Raw genomic sequence first — 19,540 nt, forward strand, 5'->3', positions numbered from 1 at the left:
AGAATCCCTGACATCCTGTCCGTCGAGCAGACGGGGCAACTATTTGCCGCAACCAAAACCTTGAGCTACAAGGTCTTCTTTTTTACCTGCTACAGCATGGGCCTGCGCCTTGGCGAAGGCATTCGACTCACAGTCGGCGACATCGACGCAGGCAACATGCGGGTCCATATTCGTGATGCCAAGGGTAACAAGGACCGGCTGGTGCCGCTGCCAGACAAGACCTTGCGGGTGCTGCGGGAGTTCTGGGCCATGCACAAGCATCCCCGGTTCCTCTTCCCCAGCAGGAAAAGAGGTCTGAAAAATGCCCACCTGGTTGATTTGCCCCTGGACAGGGGCGGCATTCAAACCACCATGCAGACCGTTGTCCGGCAACTCGGCATAAAAAAAAATCTCATGCCACTCCCTGCGTCACAGCTATGCCACCCACATGCTGGAGGCCGGGGTTGATCTGCTTGAGCTGCAGCAGATCCTTGGCCATGTCAGCATCCTGACCACCGCCAGATACACCCACCTGACCTCCACCACGGCCAACAATGCGAGACTGGCCGTCAATTCCCTGGTCAACTCCCTGGACATCAGATGGGGAGGGCGTAAATAATGCTGCTCTCCACGATCATCAACAAGTTCAGGGACAGCTTCTTCCGCACCTACAACAAAAATCTCCTGTCAGGCCACATCAAGGCTCTGGAGTCCATGGCCCGATGCAGATACGAGCATGGACCGCACATGCTGGCCCGTTGTTCGGACCACCGGTGCGGCGAACGGATCTATATTCCCCATTCCTGCGGCCACAGAAACTGCCCCCATTGCCAGAACCATGAGAGCCGGCAGTGGCTGGAAAGCCAGCTTGACAAACGACTGCCGTGTCAATACTACCTGATCACCTTCACGCTGCCCGGGCAGATGCGGGATCTGGCGTGGAAACACCAGAAAACCGTTTACGCCCTGATGTTCAGGGCAGTACAGGACCTCCTGAAATCCTTCACCAATAACGACAAAAAACTCGGCGGATCAGCGGGATTCACCGCCATCCTCCACACCCATTCCAGAACCCTGGACTATCATCCGCACATCCACGTTGTCATGCCCGGAGCAAGCATCAACCCGCAAACCGGGCTGTGGAAGGAAAAATCCGGGAAATATCTCTTCAGCCACAAGGCCATGGCCAAGGTCTTTCGGGCGAAGCTGCTCCAGACCCTGGTCGAAAACAAGCTGCCGGTTCCCCATGATTGCCCCGATCAGTGGGTGGTTGACTGCAAGGACGCGGGCAACGGCGAGAAGGCCCTTATCTATCTTGGCCGTTATCTGTACCGGGGTGTTATCCGGGAAAAAGACATCCTGCACTGCCGGGACGGCATGGTCACCTTCCGGTATCGCCATGCCAAAAGCGGAGAAGACCGGACCCGAACCGTCAAGGGCGAGTACTTCCTCTACCTGCTTATGCTCCATGTGCTGCCCCGAGGGTTTCGACGGGCAAGGTCGTATGGTTTTCTCCATGCATGCAGCAAAAAGCTGCTCCGCTTCCTGCAGCTGGTGCTGCGGGTCGCGCCATGGCGCGCCCTTGTCCGCAACCTGAAGCAACGGCCGGCTATCATCTGCCCGGCCTGCGGGGCCGCCATGGTGATCGCCGCGACAATGATCGCCCGGCCACCGGCCATGGCCGCTCCGTTACGGCAATAGACGAGCCGGAGGCATCGGGTATGTAAACGAAAGCCGTGAACTTGCCGAGGACACAAGCCGGATTGCACCGGGACGGGACTCCTGCGCCCGAAAAACGCCGGAAATCAGCGTAAAGCAGCATGATACAGCACCAAAATCCTTTTCAAAGAACATTGCGGGGGCCACTCCCGTCTTCCTGCCGCCCCATCGCCCGATCCGATCCCTCCGGAACCCAAAAGCTCTTTTCTATATACGTCCACCGGGCTTGTCCAACCACCGGTTCAGATTGTGGCGCGCTACGCTTGCACAATCTAACCTTGTTCGTTATTTCTTCCGAGGTGAGAAAGGGGTCGCCGAAGCCTTTGATGTAGAGATCATTGTCCGGGGAAAGATAAAATTCGGTGTGGAAGCGAAAATCGGGCCCAAGGATATGCAGCGCGCCAAGGGCGGTGACGATTTTTAAGATGCTTGCCGGAACGAAAAGCTTTTCTTCATCGGCGGCGGCAATCGGCGCCTGGCCGTCAGCCAGGATATAGCCGCCGTTGTCGATCAGCCTGTCGATCCTGAGGGTGGCGGCGGTGGTATTGCCATGTGCCCCATGACAGGGCGCGAAAACGAAAAAAAACAGCAAAAAGAAAAAACAGGGTATTGCCGGTTTGGCAAATACCCTGTTTTTTACAATGCGGATCATAAAGCGGAATCAGATCTTCGGAAGATTTTTTGTTGCCTCGGCAATTGCCTCTGCCGGATACTCATAGTTGTGCAGATCTCCGGCGTAGAATTTTTCATAGCTTGCCAGATCGAGCAGGCCGTGGCCGGAGAAGTTGAAAAGAATGGTTTTCGGATCATTGAGATCCCGGGTTGCCTCGATGATCGCCGCGCGAATGGCGTGGCATGTTTCCGGCGCCGGGATGATGCCCTCGGTCTGGGCAAAAAGTCTGCCCGCCTCGAAACACTCCATCTGATGCACGCTGATGGGTTCGATCAGTTTTTCCCTGACCAGGGCGGAGACAATCGGTGACATGCCGTGATAGCGCAGTCCGCCGGCATGGATGCCGGGAGGAATGAAGTCGTGTCCCAGGGTGTACATGTAGAGCAGGGGGGTCTGTCGCGCCACATCGCCGTAGTCGTAGGCATAGACGCCACGGGTCAGTGTCGGGCAGGATGCCGGTTCCACGCCGACGAAGCGGATATTTTTCCCTTCCAGTTTATCGGTGAGAAAAGGGGTCATGATGCCGGCGAAATTGGACCCGCCGCCGCAGCAGCCGACAACCACATCGGGGTACTCGCCGATCTTGGCCATCTGTTTCTTGGCTTCAAGGCCGATGATGGACTGGTGGAGGATGACATGGTTTAACACGGAACCCAAGGCGTATTTGGTGTCCTCGCGGGTGGCGGCGTCTTCAAGCGCCTCGCTGATGGCAATGCCCAGCGAACCCGCCGTGTCCGGCATGGTTTCCAGGATCTTGCGGCCGAAGTTGGTGTCCGGGCTCGGGCTTGCGACGATATCGGCGCCGTAGGTGTTCATCATGATCTTGCGATAGGGCTTCTGGTCAAAGGAAACCCGCACCATGTAAACCTTGCATTCCAAACCGAATTTGTGGGTGGCAAAGGAAAGGGCGCTGCCCCATTGTCCGGCGCCGGTTTCGGTGGAAAGGCGTTTGACGCCTTCCCGCTTGTTGTAATAGGCCTGGGCAACGGAACTGTTGGTTTTATGACTGCCGGAAGGAGAAACACCTTCATTTTTAAAGTAGATTTTTGCTTTGGTGCCGATGGCCGCCTCCAGGTTATAGGCCCGCACCAGGGGGCAAGGTCGCCAGATATGATAGATTTCCTGGACTTCCTCCGGGATGTCGATCCATCTTTTGTCGCTCATCTCCTGTTCGAGAAGACCCATGGGGAAAACCGCGGCCAGTTTTTCCGGGCCCATCGGCTGTTTTGTTTCAGGGTCAAGGGGCGGCTGGACACCGTTTGGGATATCCGGCATCACATTGTACCATTGGGTTGGCATTTCGTTTTCATCAAGAAGAATTTTTTTCTGTTTCATGGTCTCTCCCTGGAGAAGTAAGGTGTAAAGTGGTTGATGGAAATGTATCTGTTGGCGCCGTGCGAGAGCGCATTGCCTGTCAACATCGTCAATCTCCGGTGTCCGAATTGAAGTGACGAAATGAAACGGTGGGTATAATTACCTTGAATGTCTGATTCTGTCAAAGTGAAAAGGGAGGAAAACAGTTCATTGACAAAGAGTTTTGCCTGATTTATCTTTGTTGGCTCCAATGACAAATCTCTCCTTTAAGGGATCAGGCCACATTAATATGGAAAACATACTTCGTCGCAGTCTGGCTGACTCAATTACCGCAAAGCAGGATTTTTACAATCAACACCGGAAAAGTCTTTTTCAGCTGGTTGACTGGGTCGTCGCCTGTTTCCAGTCAGGCAACAAACTGATGATCTGCGGCAACGGAGGCAGCGCCGCCGACGCGCAGCATCTGGCGGCGGAATTCGTCAACCGTTTTCTCATCAACCGTGCTCCGCTGCCGGCCATTGCCCTGACCACCGACACCTCCATTCTCACCAGTGTGGGCAATGATTTTTCCTATGACGATATTTTTGCCAAACAGGTGGCGGCCCTGGGCAAAGCCGGTGACATTTTCCTCGGCATTTCCACCAGCGGCAACTCTCCCAATGTCATCAGGGCGGTGGAGACGGCAAAAAGCATGGGCGTACGGACGGTTGTTCTCACCGGCGGCACCGGCGGCAGGCTGGCCCGGGAGGCGGAGCTGGTCCTGACCGTGCCCGGCGAAAAAACCCCCCATATCCAGGAAGCCCATCTGTGGATCGAGCATATGCTCTGCTGGCTGGTTGATGAAAGGCTGTTCGGCAGCCTGCAGGCCGGGAGCGAGCAGTAATGGCGGTCACGCCTCTTGATTTCAGCGGTCTCAACACCTATTCGGTTCATGACCGTTTCAGCAAGGTGACGGTGGATGATTTTGCCAAGCCCTTGGCCCCCGGCGCAACCATCGGTGATTTCCTCGCTTCCCTGCCGAAACAATTCGCCGGACTTGACTTTCCCGAGCTGATTGATCGTCTGGCCGCTGCCCATGGCGCCGGCAGACCGATCATCATCGGCATGGGCGCCCATGTTATCAAGGTCGGCTTGAACCCGCTGCTGATCGATCTCATGGAGCGTTCCCTTATCAGCGGCATCGCCTTGAATGGAGCGGGGATCGTCCATGATACCGAAATCGCCATGGTCGGCCGTACCTCCGAAGACGTGGGGCAGGTGCTCGGCAGCGGCGCTTTCGGCGCCGCCAGGGAAACCGGCGAGGAGATCAATGCGGCCATCAGTCGCGGCGCCGGGGATGCTATCGGCCTGGGCCGGGCCGTCGGCCGTCATCTGACGGAAAACAAATTTCCGTATAATCATTTAAGTCTCATTGCCTCCGCCTATCGTCTCGGCGTTCCGGTGACGGTTCATGTCGCGGTGGGCACCGATATTGTTCATATCCATCCCAGCGCCGACGGCGCTGCCATCGGCCAGACCAGCCATTACGATTTCCGGCTGTTCTGCGCGCTTGTCAGCGGGCTTGAGGGCGGGGCCTATCTCAATCTCGGATCCGCCGTGCTTCTGCCCGAGGTGTTCCTGAAGGCGCTTACCGTGGTACGTAATCTCGGCCATCATGTGGAGAATTTCACCACGGCGAATTTTGATTTTATCCGTCATTACCGGCCGATGACCAACGTGGTGAACAGGCCGACGGCGGGTGGCGGCAAAGGGTTTCATTTTACCGGCCATCATGAGCTGATGATTCCATTATTGGTTGCGGGGCTTTTGCAGAAGCTCGCCGAGGGCTAAAAAACGCTGCGAAGAAAAATATATGCCGTTGTTTGATTTTAAATGCCGTCAATGCGGCAAGGAGTTTGAGGCTCTGGTGATGGGCAGTGCGAAACCCGCATGTCCCGATTGCCGGAGCGAGGATCTGGAAAAATTGATGTCGTCCTATGCCTGCCGACGGTCCGGCGGCGCGGGTTCGACTGACGGATCCGGTTGCGCGGGCTGTTCTGGAGGGAATTGTTCGAGTTGCCGTTAAACAGTGTCTGTAGGGATAGAGAATGAAAAAACCATCACATACAGGGAGAACAATGCAGAAGACAATTAAAATCGGAACACGAGCAAGTCTGCTGGCCATGGCGCAAAGCACCAATATCAAAAAGCGCATCGAAGAACACTATCCTGATGTGACGGTGGAACTGGTCAAGATTGTCACCAAGGGCGACAAGATTCTTGATGTGCCGCTGGCCAAGGTGGGCGGCAAAGGGCTTTTTGTAAAAGAAATTGAAGACGCCATGCTGAACCATGAAGTCGACATTGCCGTGCACAGCATGAAGGATGTTCCGGCTGAGTTGCCGGAGGAACTGCATCTGGGCATCATCACCAAGCGCGAAGACCCCAGGGACGCCTTTATTTCAAATCAGTACAAAACATTGGCCGATCTGCCCAAAGGCGCAAAGGTCGGCACCAGCAGCCTGCGAAGAAAATCACAGCTTGGCCTGATGCGCAGTGATCTCGTTATCCAGGATCTGCGCGGTAATCTCGACACCCGACTCAGAAAGCTTGATGAAAAGCAGTATGATGCCATTATTCTGGCAGCCGCGGGCTTGAACCGGCTGAATCTTTCCGCTCGGGTCGCTTCTTTTTTCAGCCCCGTGGAAATGCTGCCGGCCGTCGGCCAGGGTGCGGTGGGTATTGAGCTGCGCAAGGCCGATCAGGAGCTGCTTGAGGCGCTGTCATTTCTGTCCGACGAAACGACGGCCGTGGCGGTGAGGGCGGAACGTGCCTATCTGCACCGGCTGGAAGGCGGCTGTCAGGTACCCATCGGCGCCTTTGCCGAACTGAAAGGGGGAGAAGTGACCTTGACCGGCCTGGTCGCCTCGGTGGACGGGTCAAAAATGATTAAAGAACAGGCAAGCGCGCCGGCCGTGGACGCGGAAAAGCTTGGCAAGAGTCTGGCGGAAACCATTCTTGCCAAGGGCGGCGGAACAATTCTTGCCGAAGTGTATGGGGAAGAAATTGACTGATACAGCAACAAAAAACAGAGGAAAGGCCTATCTGGTCGGGGCGGGTCCCGGCGATCCGGGCCTGATTACCGTCCGGGGCCTGGAGATTCTCAAAAAAGCCGAAGTAGTCATTTACGACTACCTGGCCGGTGAGAAGTTGCTCAAGCATGTGCCGGCCGACGCGGAATTCATCTATGCCGGCAAGCAGGGGGGAATCAAGCATACCCATACCCAGGATGAGATCAATCAGCTGTTGGTTGACCGGGTGCGAAGCGGCAAAAAGGTGGTGCGTCTGAAGGGCGGCGATCCGTTTATTTTCGGTCGCGGCGGCGAGGAGCTTGAAGAGCTGGTCAAGGCGGGCTTGTCTTTTGAGGCGGTGCCCGGGGTGACGTCGGCATCCGCGGCGGCAACCTTTGCCGGAGTACCGATCACCCATCGCCGTTTCACTTCCTCGGTGGCCTTTATCACCGGCCATGAGGACCCGAACAAGGAAAACTCCAATATTGCCTGGGACAAGATTTCCACCGGCGTCGGCACCCTTGTTTTCTATATGGGCATTAAGAATCTGGAGTCAATCGCCGAAAACCTGATGAAAAACGGCCGGGACCCGAAGACGCCGGTGGCCGTGGTCCGCTGGGCCTCCAGGCCGAATCAGAAATCGGTTGTCGGCACCCTGGATAACATCGCGGAAATTGTTCGCGAAAAGGGCATCAAGCCGCCGGCACTGACCATTGTCGGTGATGTGGTCAATCTGCGCGATACGATCAACTGGTATGAGGTGCGCCCGCTTTTCGGCAAGCGAATTATTGTCACCCGCACCAGGGAGCAGGCCAGTGAGCTGGTTTCCCTGCTTGAGGAAAACGGCGCCAACTGTCTGGAGTTTCCCACCATTTCCATCTGTCCGCCCGATAGCTGGGACGCTCTTGATGAAGCATTGCAGCAGCTGGGGCGCTTCCAATGGCTGGTATTTACCAGTATCAACGCCATTCACGCCTTTTTCGGCCGTCTCTATGAAAAGGGAATGGACACCCGGGCGCTTGCCTCCTGCAAGATTGCCGCGGTCGGCAAGGTAACCGATGATTGTTTGCGCACCTATGGGCTGATCAGTGATCTCCTGCCGGAGGATTTTACCGGGGAAGGGCTTGCCGAGGCATTCGAGAGGCAAGGCGTAGCCGGCAATGAGATTCTTATCCCGAGGGCGCTGAAGGCGCGCGAGGTGTTGCCGGAAAGACTGGAGCGAGCCGGGGCCAGGGTAACCATTGTGCCGGTTTACCAAAATAAAAGGCCGGAAGGAATACATGAGAAGCTCAGGGCGAAACTGGAAAATAAGGACGCCGATATTGTTACCTTTACCAGTTCGTCCACTGTCACCAATTTTATCCACATGCTCGGCGTCAAGGATCAGGATGAACTGCAACGGATAATGGGGGGCATCAAAATTGCCGCAATCGGCCCTGTAACCGCCAAAACGGTTGAGGCCAACGGGCTTAAGGTGGATATTCAACCGGAAACCTATACCATTCCGGATCTGGTGGATGCCATTGTCAAGGACGCCGTTGTTCAGGCGTGATGGTGGGAAAACGGTCTGAAGACGGAAAAAAAATTCCCATCTTCAGACTGAGTTTGCGGAGCCCTCAGGAAAAAACGTGTCCCGCGGGCCTGTAAAGAATTTTGTGTAAATGGTTTTCATTTTTAATTTTCAATATGCAGGCATTCTGTCGCCGAACAAGATTGAAAAGCGGTTCAAGGCAGCCTTCCAGTCTCTGATTGGCATAGTCCATTTTTTGGCGATATTGTTCAGCGCCATGTAAAGCAGTTTAAGCATCGACTCGTCATTGGGAAATGAACCCCGGTTCTTGGTAACTTTGCGCAGTGACATGTTCAACGACTCAATAGCATTGGTGGTATATATCACCTTGCGTATCTCGGGCGAATACGCAAAAAATGGGGTGATTCTTTCCCAATTTCTTCGCCAGGATTGGCCGATGGACGGATGCGTTTTGTCCCATTTTTCTTCAAAGGTCATCAGTTCCATTTCGGCCTGCTCGGCTGTTGGCGATTGGTAAATGGCCTTGAGATCCGCAGCCACCTCTTTGCGCTGTTTCCATGAGACATATTTCAGGGAATTGCGCACCATGTGGACGAGACAGAGCTGGACCTGGGTGAAGGGGAAAACCGTCTCAATGGCTTCAGGAAAACCCTTGAGGCCATCGACGCAGGCAATGAAAATATCCTGCACGCCACGGTTTCTTAGCTCAGTCACTACCTGCAACCAGAACTTGGCGCCCTCGTTTTCGGCAACCCACATTCCCAGGACATCCTTGACGCCGTCCATGGTGATGCCAATAGCCAGATAGACCGCCTTGTTCTTAACATGCCCATTGTCGCGCACCTTAACCCGGATAGCGTCCATGTAAACAATGGGATAAATGGGGTCCAACGGGCGATTTTGCCAAACTTTAACCTCGTCAGCAACGGCATCGGTGACCGTTGAAATCAGGGTGGGAGAGACATCAACTCCGTAAATGTCTTCCAAGTGCCCCTGAATCTCCCTGGTAGTCATCCCTCGGGAGTAGAGAGAGATAATCTTGTCGTCAAAGCCGGGAAAGCGGGTTTGCCCTTTGGGAATGATGACCGGATCGAAACTGCTGTCGCGGTCGCGCGGGACCTCAATCGGCATTTTACCGAAGTCGCCCTTGATGGTCTTTGCAGAGTTACCATTTCGGGCATTACCGCCTTTGGTGACGATGGTTCCATGTTTTTCGTGGCCCAGGTGGACGGTCATTTCCGCCTGTAACGCCCGCTCCAGTAAGGCCTTGGTGAGCTGCTTGAGCAGCCCGTTTTCACCGATCAGTTCTTCGGGCTTCTGGTAATTGTAGTCGGCAAGTAAACGATCCAAAATTTCTTTATCAATGGCCATATGAGCTCCTTTTTAAAGGGTAGTTTTTTGACTTACTCAGTCATAGCCATTTACACAAACTATTTTACACCCTCTGTCCCGCGCCAACGGCTCCATGACGCGTGATCTGTCTGCTATTGCTTGACCGTCCCGTTCTTTTCAAGTTCCCGTACCTTTTTTTCCAGGGCGGTGATTTTTTCCTTCTGGGCGGCGATTTCCGCAAGCAGCACTTCCATATTGGTGCGGGTTCGTTCCTGTTCCGTTTTCGCTTCTTGAAGTGCCTCGGTCTTCTCGTCAAGACTTGCCTGGAGTTCCTCATTGTTTTTTTCCAGATTCCGCATGGCAAATCCGGCCATGCGGGCCTTGGCGGACTCGTCCTTGGCATGGTCGAGTTCCTTTCTGGTCACGTCAATGGTTTCCTTTAACGACCTGATCTGCTCATCCGTCTTGTTCAATGATTCCTGCAACTGTTTGTTTTGTTCCCTGCCGCCGTCAATGTCGTTCCGCTGTTTCTGTTCAAGTTCCGCGGCTGAAGCCAGTGCCTGGTCTTTCTGCTCGACCGTTGTTTTGAGTTCAGCCACCTGACTGGTCAGGGAGGCGATCTGCTGATCCTTGTCAGCGGCACTCTTGCTCAAAGCCTCAAACTCGGTCCGAAGGTTCGCCGCATCGTTTTCTTGTGTTTCAAGGGTATTCCGCAGCGCTGCTTTTTCTTCTTCAAGTCGGCCCAGTTGCTGCCCTGTCTGTCCGAGCATCTCCTGCTTTTCGCCGCTTGCCGCTTGCAGTTCATCAAGCAGGCTTGTTGCGGTTTTCAGTTCCCGTTCCAAGCGCGAACTCTTCCTGTCCATCAATGTTCCCCAGACGGAGCCGATTACCAGTAATACCGTCAGGGCGGCGATGATCTGATTTCTGTTCATTTTCTTTCTCTTTTTGGCGGATTAATGATAAAAAATTACGTAACTTCCTTTCTAATACATCATATCTTTTTAAAAATTACAGAAAGGGCAAAGGCGTGTCAAGCTTACAGATCGGTTGTCTGATTTTTGTTTTCCCTTGTTATTCAAAAGATGGATCTGTTTTCAGGAAAACGATGGTCGATATCGGTAAAAAAATAAATGGGTTAACAGGTTTTATTCGGCACCCTTATTGCTTAAAATAATTGTGGTGTCGGGGTGAATGATGGGGGAAATGTGAAAAAAATTTTGGTGGTAGACAACAATAAGGTGGTTGTGCGCCTGCTGGCCACGATCCTTCGCCAGAAGGGATTCCTGGTCGCAAGCGCTGAAGACGGTCTCGCCGCCCTTGACCTGCTCGATTCCTTCCGGCCCGACATTATGCTTATTGATTTGATAATGCCGCGGATTAATGGAGAAAAGCTCTGTCGTATCATTCGCAAGATGCCTGAATATGATTCTCTTTTTATCATTATTATCTCCGCAATAGCAGCTGAAGAGAAAATCGATTTTTTCGAGTTCGGAGCAGATGCATGCATTGCCAAGGGCCCGGCCAAAAGAATGGAGGAGAATCTGACGACCGTGCTCGATTTCTTCCAGAATGAAAGAAAAGATGAGTTGACAAAAAAGATTTTCGGGGAAGAAAACATTTTTGAACGTCAAATCACCAAAGAACTGCTGGCGACGAAAAGACACCTTGAAGCCACCCTGGACAATCTGGATGTCGGGTTGCTGGAACTTAACGCCGCCGGCCAGGTCATTTCCGTCAATGCCGCAGCCCTTCAGCTCTTTCAATGTCAGGAGGAAAAATTTCTGGCCAATCAATTTTCCCTGTTTTTTCAGGGCGAAGAGGAAAATCAAATCAAAAAAATTCTCGCGACATTGGACAGCGAAATTGTCGAACTCGGAGAATCAGCACCTGTTTTCCTGCATGGGAAATTTTTACTGCTGAAGTTCGTCCCTTTTTTTGATCGGGGAGAAAAGTACATCATCGTCATGGTGAGCGATATTACCCGCAGGAAAAAAGCGGAGTTGGACCTCTTGAGCCATAAGGAACATCTTGAAGATATGGTGCAGGAACGAACGGCGACACTCGAGGAAACCAATGTTGAGCTGGAGGAAGCACTCTGCAAGGTGAAAACATTAAGCGGGTTGTTGCCCATCTGCGCAAACTGCAAGAAAATCCGTGACGATAAAGGGTACTGGAATCAGATCGAAATGTTTATCCGGGATCATTCCTTTGCGGAATTCAGCCACGGCATCTGCCCTGATTGCGTCAAGACGCTGTATCCTGAACTTGATATTTATGAAGATGATGATTGAGGCCGGGCTGGAAAAACATGTCATATCCCCTTGGTGCCGTGCTAAGATGAAACAAGAAAGATGGGCGATTTCATGACCGGTCGGCCCCATGACAAATCTCAGACGAAAGGTGTGATGCAAATGAAGATCAGAAGAACGATGTCCCCCTTGGTTTATTTCCTTCTCGCGTTGTTTGTCCTCTTCGTGCCGTCCTGTACCTACAAGGAGCGCGTGCAGCCCATCAGCCTTCCCACCGGTGCCGCCAACGCGGTCATTGTCAAAAACGTCTGGGTTTCGGCGGACGCCTATGCTGATCCGAAGGCCGCCGAGGAGGCATTCGGTTTTGACATCAGAAAAGCCGGACTGCTTCCGGTCCAGGTGGTTTTTCAAAATGACGGTGATCTTCCGGTCAGCCTGGTGCCGGAGCAGACATTTCTGATTGATTCACAAAATCAGGCCTGGCCGGTAAACACCCTTGATCGGACCTATCAGCGGGTGGAAAAGCATGTCGGAGTGGGAGAAACAATTTCAAGGGCCGGGAAGCCCGCTTTACTGATGGGCGCGGCCGGTGCCATCGCCGGTCTTGCGGTCGGCATCGTCACCGGGGAAAATATCGGCACGGCAATGGGAAAAGGAGCGGCCATCGGCGCGGCGGCGGGCGCTATCGGCGGCGGGGCATCCGGTTATCAGGATGCCAAGGGTGAAATCAAACAGGATCTTGCACAAAAAGCTTTGGTGAACAAACCGGTGCTGCCCAACCAGATCGGCTACGGCATGCTCTTTTTTCCCGGTTTTGCGGAAGAGGCCCGGAATGCCACCCAGCTGCGGCTGACATTGTCGTTTGCCGGAACAATGGAATCGGTGACGCTGTTTCTTGCCCCTGCTCCGATGGAAAAATAAAAGTGGTTTTGCTCTGAATTAGGCGGTTTCAAGCTCCATGCTGATATCGCAGGCCGGGGCGGAATGGGTGAGGGCGCCGATTGAGATGAGGTTGACCCCGGTTTCCGCGGCTGTCCTGACATTTTCCAGATTGATACCGCCGGAGGCTTCAAGCAATGCCTTGCCGTTCACCAGGCGAACCGCCAGCCGCATCAGCTCGGGCGACATGTTGTCCAGCATAATGATATCAACGCCTGCTGCCAGGCATTCTTCCACCTGTTCCATGGTTTCCGCTTCCACCTCGATTTTCAGGGTGTGCGGCGCCTGTTTTCGTACCCGCCCCACCGCTTTTTCGATGGAGCCGCAGGCGGCGATATGGTTGTCTTTGATGAGAATGCCGTCGGAGAGGGTGAAGCGGTGGTTGAAGCCGCCGCCGACCCGGACGGCGTACTTTTCCAGCATCCGCAGGCCCGGAGTCGTTTTTCTGGTGTCCACGATTTTAACCGGCAGGGGAGTCACCCGGTCGACAAAGCGACGGGTCAGGGTGGCGATGCCCGACATGCGCTGCACCAGATTCAGAGCCACTCGTTCCGCCAGCAGCAGATCAAGGACCGGTCCGTCGGCGGTAAAGATCACATCGTTTGGTTTGATTTCCGTTCCGTCTTCCACCCCGGAGCACCGTACCGCAGGGTTGCAGAGGTGAAAAACTTCGCCCGCCACCATCTGCAGACCGGCGCCGATGAATGATTCCTTTGCAATGAAACGGGCCTTGCCCATCTGATGGGCATTGAAAATCGCTTCACTGGTCAGATCTCCACCCGGTCCGTCTTCGTCCAGAAAACGTTTTATGGAGTCGATCAGTTCAATTCGGTTCATTGGCTGCCGGGCTCGTTTGCTGGTTTGCGCTTTATTGCGCCGCCACCCAGTTTCCGTATTCGTCGCGGCAGGCGGTTTGTTTCATTTTTTCCGGCCTGCCGTCAATGGTTACCAGGATTTCCGCCTCGCGACAGTTCTGGTTGGCGCTGTTTTGATAGGTATACTGGGGGGTCACGGCATAACTGTTGCCGTTGTTCGGGTTGACCCACTGGGAGGTGCGCCCGTCAGGCATGCTTTCGTATGCGGAATTGATTTTCTCCTGGTCGGCCTTGTCCATTTCATTGCCCACGGTATAGCCGAGCAGAAGGCCGACCACCGCGCCGATCAGGGTGGCTTCGGTGCTTTTGCCGATTGCCTGGCCGGCAATGGCGCCCGCCGCCGCACCCGTACCGGCGCCGGTCTGCGCCTTGGTGGCACAGGAACAGATAAGCGAGGATGCGAAAAGAAGGAAAATGAAATTTTTCAACATAATAAACCTCTTTAATGAAGACATGTGGGAAGTGGCTCGATGAAGTCGCAGGGACACTATCTCATTAAACGGGGTGTGTTTTTTTGTCAAGACGAAAGAAAATAGCTCAATCATATCCGTTTTTTGTCTGGAAACCATTGCTGGAAAAATGATAAAGTGGAAACGCGTAATGTGGGACCGTGCATGAAATGGGAAATTGCAGGGGCAGGGAAAAGATCGATACTCGATGCGCCCGTTTCACGCAGGGAGGAGTCGCCGTTTACCGCGGCGACAGCAGGATAATTGAGTTCATTTGGAGTAACGGATGCCTGGATTTCGGCATCAAATGACATCAGGAGGAGTCTGTCATGATCGAATTGATAAAGAAGGCGTTTTACACCGGGCTTGGCGCAGCGGAGCTGACCAGGGAAAAGGTTGAAGACCTTGCTCGTGAACTTTCCGAAAGAGGGAAGGTGTCGGAAAGCGAGGTGAAAAAATTTGTTGATGAGATGGTCGGCAAATCACAGGAGCGGAAGGATCAGGTAAAAAAACAGCTGGAAAAGATGACCGAAGATGCCTTGAAAAAGATGAATCTGGCCAGCCGTGAGGATCTTGAAGCATTGGAAAAACGCCTGGGTGAAAAAATAGACAGCCTGACCGGGAACAAATCATAACACGTTCATGTTGAATATTCGCAAGATCGGGGCCATCGGCCATACCTACCGTAATCTCGGCCGGTACCGCCAGATTCTCGGCGTTTTTTTTAAATACGGATTCGATGAGTTCGCAGCCGGCCTGAAGATAGAGCAGTATCTTGAAGTCAGCTTGCAGACGCTGTTTAAACGGGAACCTAAAAAAAGTGTTGAGAAGCTGACCAGGCCTGAACGGGTTCGTCGCGTCCTCGAGGAACTTGGTCCGGCATTTATCAAACTGGGCCAGATTCTCTCGACTCGACCGGACCTCATTCCCTATGACTTCATCAATGAACTCGCCAAGCTGCAGGACAATGTCCCCTCATTTCCCTTTGAGGAAGTGTGTCAGGTTGTCGAGGCGGAACTGGGCGGCCCGCTCGAATCTTTTTTCCAGTCTTTTGAGCGGCAGCCTCTTGCCGCCGCATCAATAGGGCAGGTGCACCGGGCGCGGCTTTTCAACAATGACGAGGTTGTCGTCAAGGTTCAGCGGCCCGGCATCAAGGAACTCATCGAAACCGATCTGGAAATCATGCTGCACCTGGCTTCGCTGATGGAGCGGCACCTGGAGGAATTTGAGGTGCAGCGGCCCACCCGCATCGTGGTGGTTTTTGCCAGGACCATTGAAAAGGAGATCAATTATCAGCTGGAGGCAAACAATATCGAACGATTTGCCCGCCAGTTTCTTGAGGACCAGACGGTTTACATTCCCAAGGTCTACCGTGGGCTCAGCACGAAAAAAGTCATCACCCTGGAGTATGTGCAGGGGATCAAGTCCTCGCAGCTTGCAATGCTGAGGCAGGGTGATTATGACCTGAAGCTGATTGCCGCCCGAGGTGCCGTCTTTATCATGCAGCAGATTTTTGTTCATGGATTTTTTCATGCCGATCCTCATCCCGGCAATATCTTCATCCTGCCGGGGAATATTATCTGTTTTCTTGATTTCGGCATGATGGGCAGGATCTCGGTGAAAGAAAGGGAAGATTTCGCCGATCTGGTCATGCAGGTGGCACGGCGCAATGAAAAAAAAGTGGTGGACGCCATTCTCAAGATTACCTATCAACGTGATGATCTTGATCGGTCCACCTTGGAAAATGATATCGGCGAGCTGGTCGAACGTTATGTCGGGCTTCCCCTGAAGGATCTGGAGGTGGGGCCCATCATGCAGCAGCTTCTGGATCTGGTGTATCGCCACAAACTTAATTTAAAACCCAATTTTTATCTGCTGGTCAAGGCGACCGGTACCATTGAAAGCCTCGGCAGCGCCCTTGATCCTGATTTTGAAATTATCGCCCACACCGAACCGTTCATTGCAAAAATCCAGAAGGAGCGATTCCGTCCGGGGAGAATAATGAACGAAGTGCTGGAGTCCGGCACCGAATTGGTTCACCTGTTGCGGGAGATTCCTTCCGGGCTTCGTGATGTTTTATCCCTGACCCGTCAGGGCAAAATTAAGATCGAATTCGAGCATCGTGGTCTTGAGAAGTTGTATGCCCACATCGAACAGGCAACCAACCGTATCGCTTTCGCCATTGTGCTGGCCGCCCAGATTATCGGTTCGTCACTTATCGTGCTGGCCGATCTGCCTCCCAAGTGGAACGAGATTCCGGTCATCGGTCTGGCCGGATTTCTGCTGGCCGGGGTCATGGGGTTCTGGTTGCTTATTTCCATGCTGCGGCATGGCAAGATGTAAAATTCCGCAGAATGGCACAACTGCGGCGCAGTGGAAAAGAAGCTGATTTTTTCTTCGCCGTCCGGTATTTTTACGCCGTTTATTCATACGTTTTTCAATCCACACAAAGGTACAAGGAAACATGATAGGAGCAACCAATAAAAAGCCAAGCCAGTTCGCTGACGATCTTCTCGTTTATTTTGTCCGGCAGCCGGAAAAAAAACGTCCGCCTGTCTGCAGCGATGCCCTGGTGCAGGAGAGAATTAATCAGGCATTTGAAGCCGGCGATTGTCTGGGTAAAAAAGAGGAATGTTTGCTCATTTATCCGCAACGGGTGTTTGAAGGAATTCGAGCGAAACGTCTGCTCATCGTCGGCCTGGGGAAAGACGAATTGACCCGGGAGCTTTTTCGGCGGGCCGGAGGAGTGGTGGCGCAGAAAGCCGTGACCTTGAAGGCGGAAAAGCTGCTCCTGGTGGTTCCGGCGGAGTTACCCTTTGCCGTGGAGGAGATGGCGGAATGTTTCAGCGAGGGATTGATTCTTGGAAGCTATCAGTTCAAAAAATATAAAAAAGAAGACGAGGAAGAAAAATCCTCTGAGATAAAGAAAGTCGGACTTTATGTGGATTCCGCTTCTCTTGGCGCGGTTCGCAAGGCAATCAGGCAAGGAACGGTGGCCGGCCTGGCCGGATCGGCAACCCGCGACATGGCCAACGAACCGGGGAATGTCTGGACCCCCCAGGCCTTTGCCGATTACGGCCGTCAAATTGCCGAAGAGCATGGCCTGGTCTGCACGGTCATGGAAAAGGAGGAAATGAAAACCCTGAAAATGGGCGGTATTCTTGGTGTCAACCAGGGTTCGGACCAGCCCCCCAAACTTGTCATGCTTGAGTATCGAACCGGCAGGAAGGTGCCGACCCTGCTGCTCGTCGGCAAAGGCCTCACCTTTGATTCCGGCGGCATTTCGCTCAAGCCGGGTGAGGGCATGCAGGACATGAAATACGACATGTGCGGCGGTGCGGCGGTCATGGCTGCCATGCGGGCAATCGGCGAGGAGAAACCGGGCCGGCTGGATGTGGTTGCCCTGGTGCCGGCCACGGAAAATCTGCCCTCTTCCAAGGCGTTGAAACCAGGGGATATTATCAGCCAGTATGGCGGCAAGACCGTGGAGGTGGTCAATACCGATGCGGAAGGCCGGCTGATTCTGGCCGATGCCCTGGCCTATGGCAAAGAGAAGTTCAAACCGGATGCCATTATCGACCTGGCGACATTGACCGGGGCGGTTATCATCGGACTCGGACACCACCGTACCGGACTGCTTTCCAATGATGATGATTTATCCGCCAGGGTGATAGATGCCGGTGAACGCGCCGGTGAGCCTCTCTGGCGTCTGCCGTTGGGGGACGAGTACAAGGAGCAGTTGAAATCCAAGGTGGCTGATATCAAAAATATCGGCGGCCGGCCGGGCGGCACCATCACCGCGGCTGTTTTTCTGCAGCAGTTTGTCGCCAGCACGCCCTGGGTTCATCTCGATATTGCCGGAACGGCTTGGGATTACACGGAAAAACCTTATGTGCCGAAAGGGCCTTCCGGCATCGGCGCGCGGACGTTGATTGAGCTGGTGCGAAACTGGCGATAGGTGTTACGGCCCGGTCTCTTTTTTTGATGTCCGTTCCCGTGAAATGAGCGCCGGTATTTTTTTTCTGAACCACCTTTTGAGCAGAAGGCGGTTGAGATAGGTGAACGGCGCTTTTGCCACCCTGACCTTGCCGGTCATGGTTTTCTCCGGGGCAAAGAGCAGATCGAGAATGTGACTTGTCGGCGTCAATCGATTCAGGAAATTGGCGCATCCGGCGCAGTAGGTGAGAATACGTGTGCCGCCGGCTTCGTTTTTTCGTTTCGCGCTCCATTTTCCGGCAAGTTCCGGCAGCAGGCAACTGACCGATCCCCCCTCTCCGCAGCAGACTGTTCTGCTGCCCGTATGTTTCATCTCATGAATCCGCAGAGATTTTCCGCCGGCCAGTGTGCGTATCGACTGCTGCACCTGTTGATCAAAACGAGTGCCGCACGGATCATGAACGGTTATGACGCCGTCTACCAAGGGTGTGGCAGGCGCACCATTTTCCGCCATGAATTCATAGACTGTCTCCACCCGTAATTTTTCTCCATACTGTTGAAACACCCGGTAGCAGTTCGGGCAGGCGGTAAGGACTTTTTTTACTCCGTTGGCGAGCAGATAGTCTCTCATTTCCGTAAACATTGTCTGGAAAAAGTGATCACGTCCCAAATCGTGGGATGGCTTGGTGCAGCAGTCAAGAACAATGCCCAGGCTTTCTATTGATCCGCGCAGATGATGAAAAAGGGCCTTTACCTTTTCAGGCCGGGTGCCGGGCAGGGCGCAGCCGGGAAAGAGCACGGTGTCGCATCCCGCCGGCAGGCCGTAATAGGTGAAGCTCCTGGAGGTGCCGCGCCGTTCATAATTCGTGATGATGTTGTGTTGACGAAAATTCCCTTGGTCCCGCTTGACCGCTTCCCTTCTCATTTCAAGAAACATGGTTGCCGGCGCAAGTCCGACTTTCGGAGGGCAGACCGCCTGGCAAAGACCGCAGAGGCTGCATTCAAAAGAAAAATCAAGCGGCGGCTCCGTTGCGGAAAGAGCATGAATCGCTATTTCTTTCGGGGTGCCGTATTTGCGCAGAAATGCGCATTCTTTCAGGCATATTTTACACGCAATGCATTTTTCCGCATGATCGCGAAGCACCGCCGCAAGTGGATTTCGTGGGTTTTCAGGGGAAGAAACAATTGGAAAATCTTTATTATAATCGTGCATGAAAAATCAAAAATTAAAAATTATTGTAATGAAGTAACCTGGTAATCGGCATTGCGAAAATAACCGCCACATGAAAGGGGCCCTGCGCCATACAGCGGTAATTGTCAGGGAAGTGTTTCATTTTAAATATCATAATGCAATAAAAAAAATGGGTAAAAGATGTGGTTGCATAAATAGTATATTTTTCTTGCAAAATGCGATTGGGAAATGTTACCTAAAAAAGAATGCTTCTTGTTGATAGAGGGTTCGGTCTGATTGGGTATTCCGCCTTTTTTGAGGGG

At 53.3% G+C, this 19,540-nt stretch carries 19 protein-coding genes and 1 pseudogene; 13 read left to right on the plus strand and 7 right to left on the minus strand.

All coding sequences use genetic code 11. From position 1 onward, the window contains the following. From BM485_09120 to BM485_09130, 3 genes and pseudogenes are all read left to right on the plus strand, one after another. Nucleotides 1–491, plus strand: a pseudogene (locus tag BM485_09120) (hypothetical protein). Continuing rightward, the gene (locus BM485_09125) at nucleotides 404–598 is read left to right on the plus strand and encodes a hypothetical protein (GenBank protein ID OKY75131.1); all 195 of its coding nucleotides are present in this window, start codon (nucleotides 404–406) and stop codon (nucleotides 596–598) included. Before BM485_09120 ends, BM485_09125 begins: the two are co-directional and overlap by 88 nt. Beyond that, nucleotides 598–1,680, plus strand: a complete 1,083-nt coding sequence (locus tag BM485_09130; protein ID OKY75132.1) for an IS91 family transposase — start codon at nucleotides 598–600, stop codon at nucleotides 1,678–1,680. Before BM485_09125 ends, BM485_09130 begins: the two co-directional genes overlap by 1 nt. A gap of 142 nt (nucleotides 1,681–1,822) precedes the next feature. Here the strand turns inward: BM485_09130 and BM485_09135 are convergent, their stop codons facing one another. Further along, nucleotides 1,823–2,350, minus strand: a complete 528-nt coding sequence (locus BM485_09135) for a hypothetical protein (protein OKY75133.1) — start codon at nucleotides 2,348–2,350, stop codon at nucleotides 1,823–1,825. Nucleotides 2,351–2,359: 9 nt separating this feature from the next. Then, nucleotides 2,360–3,706 (minus strand): TrpB-like pyridoxal-phosphate dependent enzyme, encoded by a 1,347-nt coding sequence (locus BM485_09140; protein OKY75134.1) that lies wholly within the window; start codon nucleotides 3,704–3,706, stop codon nucleotides 2,360–2,362. A 268-nt stretch (nucleotides 3,707–3,974) separates the two neighbouring features. Between BM485_09140 and BM485_09145 the strand changes: the two genes are divergently transcribed. From BM485_09145 to BM485_09165, 5 genes are read left to right on the plus strand one after another with little or no spacing between them, the layout of a single operon-like run. Next, nucleotides 3,975–4,568, plus strand: a complete 594-nt coding sequence (locus BM485_09145) for a phosphoheptose isomerase (GenBank protein OKY75135.1) — start codon at nucleotides 3,975–3,977, stop codon at nucleotides 4,566–4,568. Next, nucleotides 4,568–5,515, plus strand: a complete 948-nt coding sequence (locus BM485_09150; GenBank protein ID OKY75136.1) for a hypothetical protein — start codon at nucleotides 4,568–4,570, stop codon at nucleotides 5,513–5,515. Before BM485_09145 ends, BM485_09150 begins: the two co-directional genes overlap by 1 nt. A gap of 22 nt (nucleotides 5,516–5,537) precedes the next feature. Beyond that, on the plus strand, nucleotides 5,538–5,750 hold the full coding sequence (locus BM485_09155; protein ID OKY75137.1) for an FmdB family transcriptional regulator: 213 nt from the start codon (nucleotides 5,538–5,540) through the stop codon (nucleotides 5,748–5,750). A gap of 52 nt (nucleotides 5,751–5,802) precedes the next feature. Further along, nucleotides 5,803–6,738, plus strand: a complete 936-nt coding sequence (locus tag BM485_09160) for a hydroxymethylbilane synthase (protein OKY75138.1) — start codon at nucleotides 5,803–5,805, stop codon at nucleotides 6,736–6,738. Next, nucleotides 6,719–8,287, plus strand: coding sequence for a uroporphyrinogen-III C-methyltransferase (locus BM485_09165; protein ID OKY75139.1), 1,569 nt, complete (start codon nucleotides 6,719–6,721; stop codon nucleotides 8,285–8,287). Before BM485_09160 ends, BM485_09165 begins: the two co-directional genes overlap by 20 nt. A 129-nt stretch (nucleotides 8,288–8,416) precedes the next feature. On the opposite strand, the gene BM485_09170 is transcribed toward BM485_09165, so the two are convergent. Together BM485_09170 and BM485_09175 are read right to left on the minus strand one after the other, a co-directional pair. After that, nucleotides 8,417–9,637, minus strand: coding sequence for an IS256 family transposase (locus BM485_09170; protein OKY75140.1), 1,221 nt, complete (start codon nucleotides 9,635–9,637; stop codon nucleotides 8,417–8,419). Between the two features lie 113 nt (nucleotides 9,638–9,750). Beyond that, nucleotides 9,751–10,530, minus strand: coding sequence for a hypothetical protein (locus BM485_09175; GenBank protein ID OKY75141.1), 780 nt, complete (start codon nucleotides 10,528–10,530; stop codon nucleotides 9,751–9,753). A gap of 273 nt (nucleotides 10,531–10,803) precedes the next feature. Here BM485_09175 and BM485_09180 point away from each other — a divergent pair, with 273 nt between their 5' ends. Both BM485_09180 and BM485_09185 read left to right on the plus strand, forming a co-directional pair. Beyond that, a complete protein-coding gene (locus tag BM485_09180) occupies nucleotides 10,804–11,889 on the plus strand; it encodes a hypothetical protein (GenBank protein OKY75142.1) in 1,086 nt (361 codons plus the stop codon). A gap of 114 nt (nucleotides 11,890–12,003) precedes the next feature. Further along, nucleotides 12,004–12,768 (plus strand): hypothetical protein, encoded by a 765-nt coding sequence (locus BM485_09185; protein ID OKY75303.1) that lies wholly within the window; start codon nucleotides 12,004–12,006, stop codon nucleotides 12,766–12,768. Between the two features lie 18 nt (nucleotides 12,769–12,786). On the opposite strand, the gene BM485_09190 is transcribed toward BM485_09185, so the two are convergent. Beyond that, nucleotides 12,787–13,623, minus strand: a complete 837-nt coding sequence (locus BM485_09190) for a nicotinate-nucleotide diphosphorylase (carboxylating) (GenBank protein OKY75143.1) — start codon at nucleotides 13,621–13,623, stop codon at nucleotides 12,787–12,789. Nucleotides 13,624–13,654: 31 nt separating this feature from the next. Beyond that, nucleotides 13,655–14,092, minus strand: coding sequence for a hypothetical protein (locus tag BM485_09195; GenBank protein ID OKY75144.1), 438 nt, complete (start codon nucleotides 14,090–14,092; stop codon nucleotides 13,655–13,657). A 347-nt stretch (nucleotides 14,093–14,439) separates the two neighbouring features. On the opposite strand from BM485_09195, the gene BM485_09200 reads away from it, so the two are divergent. The 3 genes from BM485_09200 to BM485_09210 all read left to right on the plus strand — a co-directional run bounded on the left by BM485_09200 (nucleotide 14,440) and on the right by BM485_09210 (nucleotide 18,068). Then, complete coding sequence (locus BM485_09200) at nucleotides 14,440–14,745, plus strand: hypothetical protein (GenBank protein ID OKY75145.1); 306 nt, start codon at nucleotides 14,440–14,442, stop codon at nucleotides 14,743–14,745. Nucleotides 14,746–14,752: 7 nt separating this feature from the next. Continuing rightward, complete coding sequence (locus BM485_09205; GenBank protein OKY75146.1) at nucleotides 14,753–16,453, plus strand: ABC transporter; 1,701 nt, start codon at nucleotides 14,753–14,755, stop codon at nucleotides 16,451–16,453. Nucleotides 16,454–16,574: 121 nt separating this feature from the next. Continuing rightward, nucleotides 16,575–18,068: a peptidase M17 gene (locus tag BM485_09210; protein OKY75147.1), complete on the plus strand. Its 1,494-nt coding sequence runs from the start codon at nucleotides 16,575–16,577 to the stop codon at nucleotides 18,066–18,068. 3 nt (nucleotides 18,069–18,071) lie between these two features. Here BM485_09210 and BM485_09215 read toward each other — a convergent pair whose 3' ends face one another. Further along, nucleotides 18,072–19,190 (minus strand): hypothetical protein, encoded by a 1,119-nt coding sequence (locus tag BM485_09215; protein OKY75148.1) that lies wholly within the window; start codon nucleotides 19,188–19,190, stop codon nucleotides 18,072–18,074. Between the last annotated feature and the right edge of the window lie 350 nt (nucleotides 19,191–19,540).

It is taken from the genome of Desulfobulbaceae bacterium DB1 (assembly GCA_001914235.1).
In the GTDB taxonomy this organism is placed as follows: domain Bacteria; phylum Desulfobacterota; class Desulfobulbia; order Desulfobulbales; family SURF-16; genus DB1.

Excerpts from the sequence above, each read along its gene's own strand:
- BM485_09130 (OKY75132.1), top strand. The coding sequence starts at position 598 with ATGCTGCTCTCCACGATCATCAACAAGTTCAGGGACAGCTTCTTCCGC.
- BM485_09135 (OKY75133.1), bottom strand. The coding sequence starts at position 2,350 with ATGATCCGCATTGTAAAAAACAGGGTATTTGCCAAACCGGCAATACCC.
- BM485_09140 (OKY75134.1), bottom strand. The coding sequence starts at position 3,706 with ATGAAACAGAAAAAAATTCTTCTTGATGAAAACGAAATGCCAACCCAA.
- BM485_09145 (OKY75135.1), top strand. The coding sequence starts at position 3,975 with ATGGAAAACATACTTCGTCGCAGTCTGGCTGACTCAATTACCGCAAAG.
- BM485_09150 (OKY75136.1), top strand. The coding sequence starts at position 4,568 with ATGGCGGTCACGCCTCTTGATTTCAGCGGTCTCAACACCTATTCGGTT.
- BM485_09155 (OKY75137.1), top strand. The coding sequence starts at position 5,538 with ATGCCGTTGTTTGATTTTAAATGCCGTCAATGCGGCAAGGAGTTTGAG.
- BM485_09160 (OKY75138.1), top strand. The coding sequence starts at position 5,803 with ATGCAGAAGACAATTAAAATCGGAACACGAGCAAGTCTGCTGGCCATG.
- BM485_09165 (OKY75139.1), top strand. The coding sequence starts at position 6,719 with ATGGGGAAGAAATTGACTGATACAGCAACAAAAAACAGAGGAAAGGCC.
- BM485_09170 (OKY75140.1), bottom strand. The coding sequence starts at position 9,637 with ATGGCCATTGATAAAGAAATTTTGGATCGTTTACTTGCCGACTACAAT.
- BM485_09175 (OKY75141.1), bottom strand. The coding sequence starts at position 10,530 with ATGAACAGAAATCAGATCATCGCCGCCCTGACGGTATTACTGGTAATC.
- BM485_09185 (OKY75303.1), top strand. The coding sequence starts at position 12,004 with ATGCAAATGAAGATCAGAAGAACGATGTCCCCCTTGGTTTATTTCCTT.
- BM485_09190 (OKY75143.1), bottom strand. The coding sequence starts at position 13,623 with ATGAACCGAATTGAACTGATCGACTCCATAAAACGTTTTCTGGACGAA.
- BM485_09195 (OKY75144.1), bottom strand. The coding sequence starts at position 14,092 with ATGTTGAAAAATTTCATTTTCCTTCTTTTCGCATCCTCGCTTATCTGT.
- BM485_09200 (OKY75145.1), top strand. The coding sequence starts at position 14,440 with ATGATCGAATTGATAAAGAAGGCGTTTTACACCGGGCTTGGCGCAGCG.
- BM485_09205 (OKY75146.1), top strand. The coding sequence starts at position 14,753 with ATGTTGAATATTCGCAAGATCGGGGCCATCGGCCATACCTACCGTAAT.
- BM485_09210 (OKY75147.1), top strand. The coding sequence starts at position 16,575 with ATGATAGGAGCAACCAATAAAAAGCCAAGCCAGTTCGCTGACGATCTT.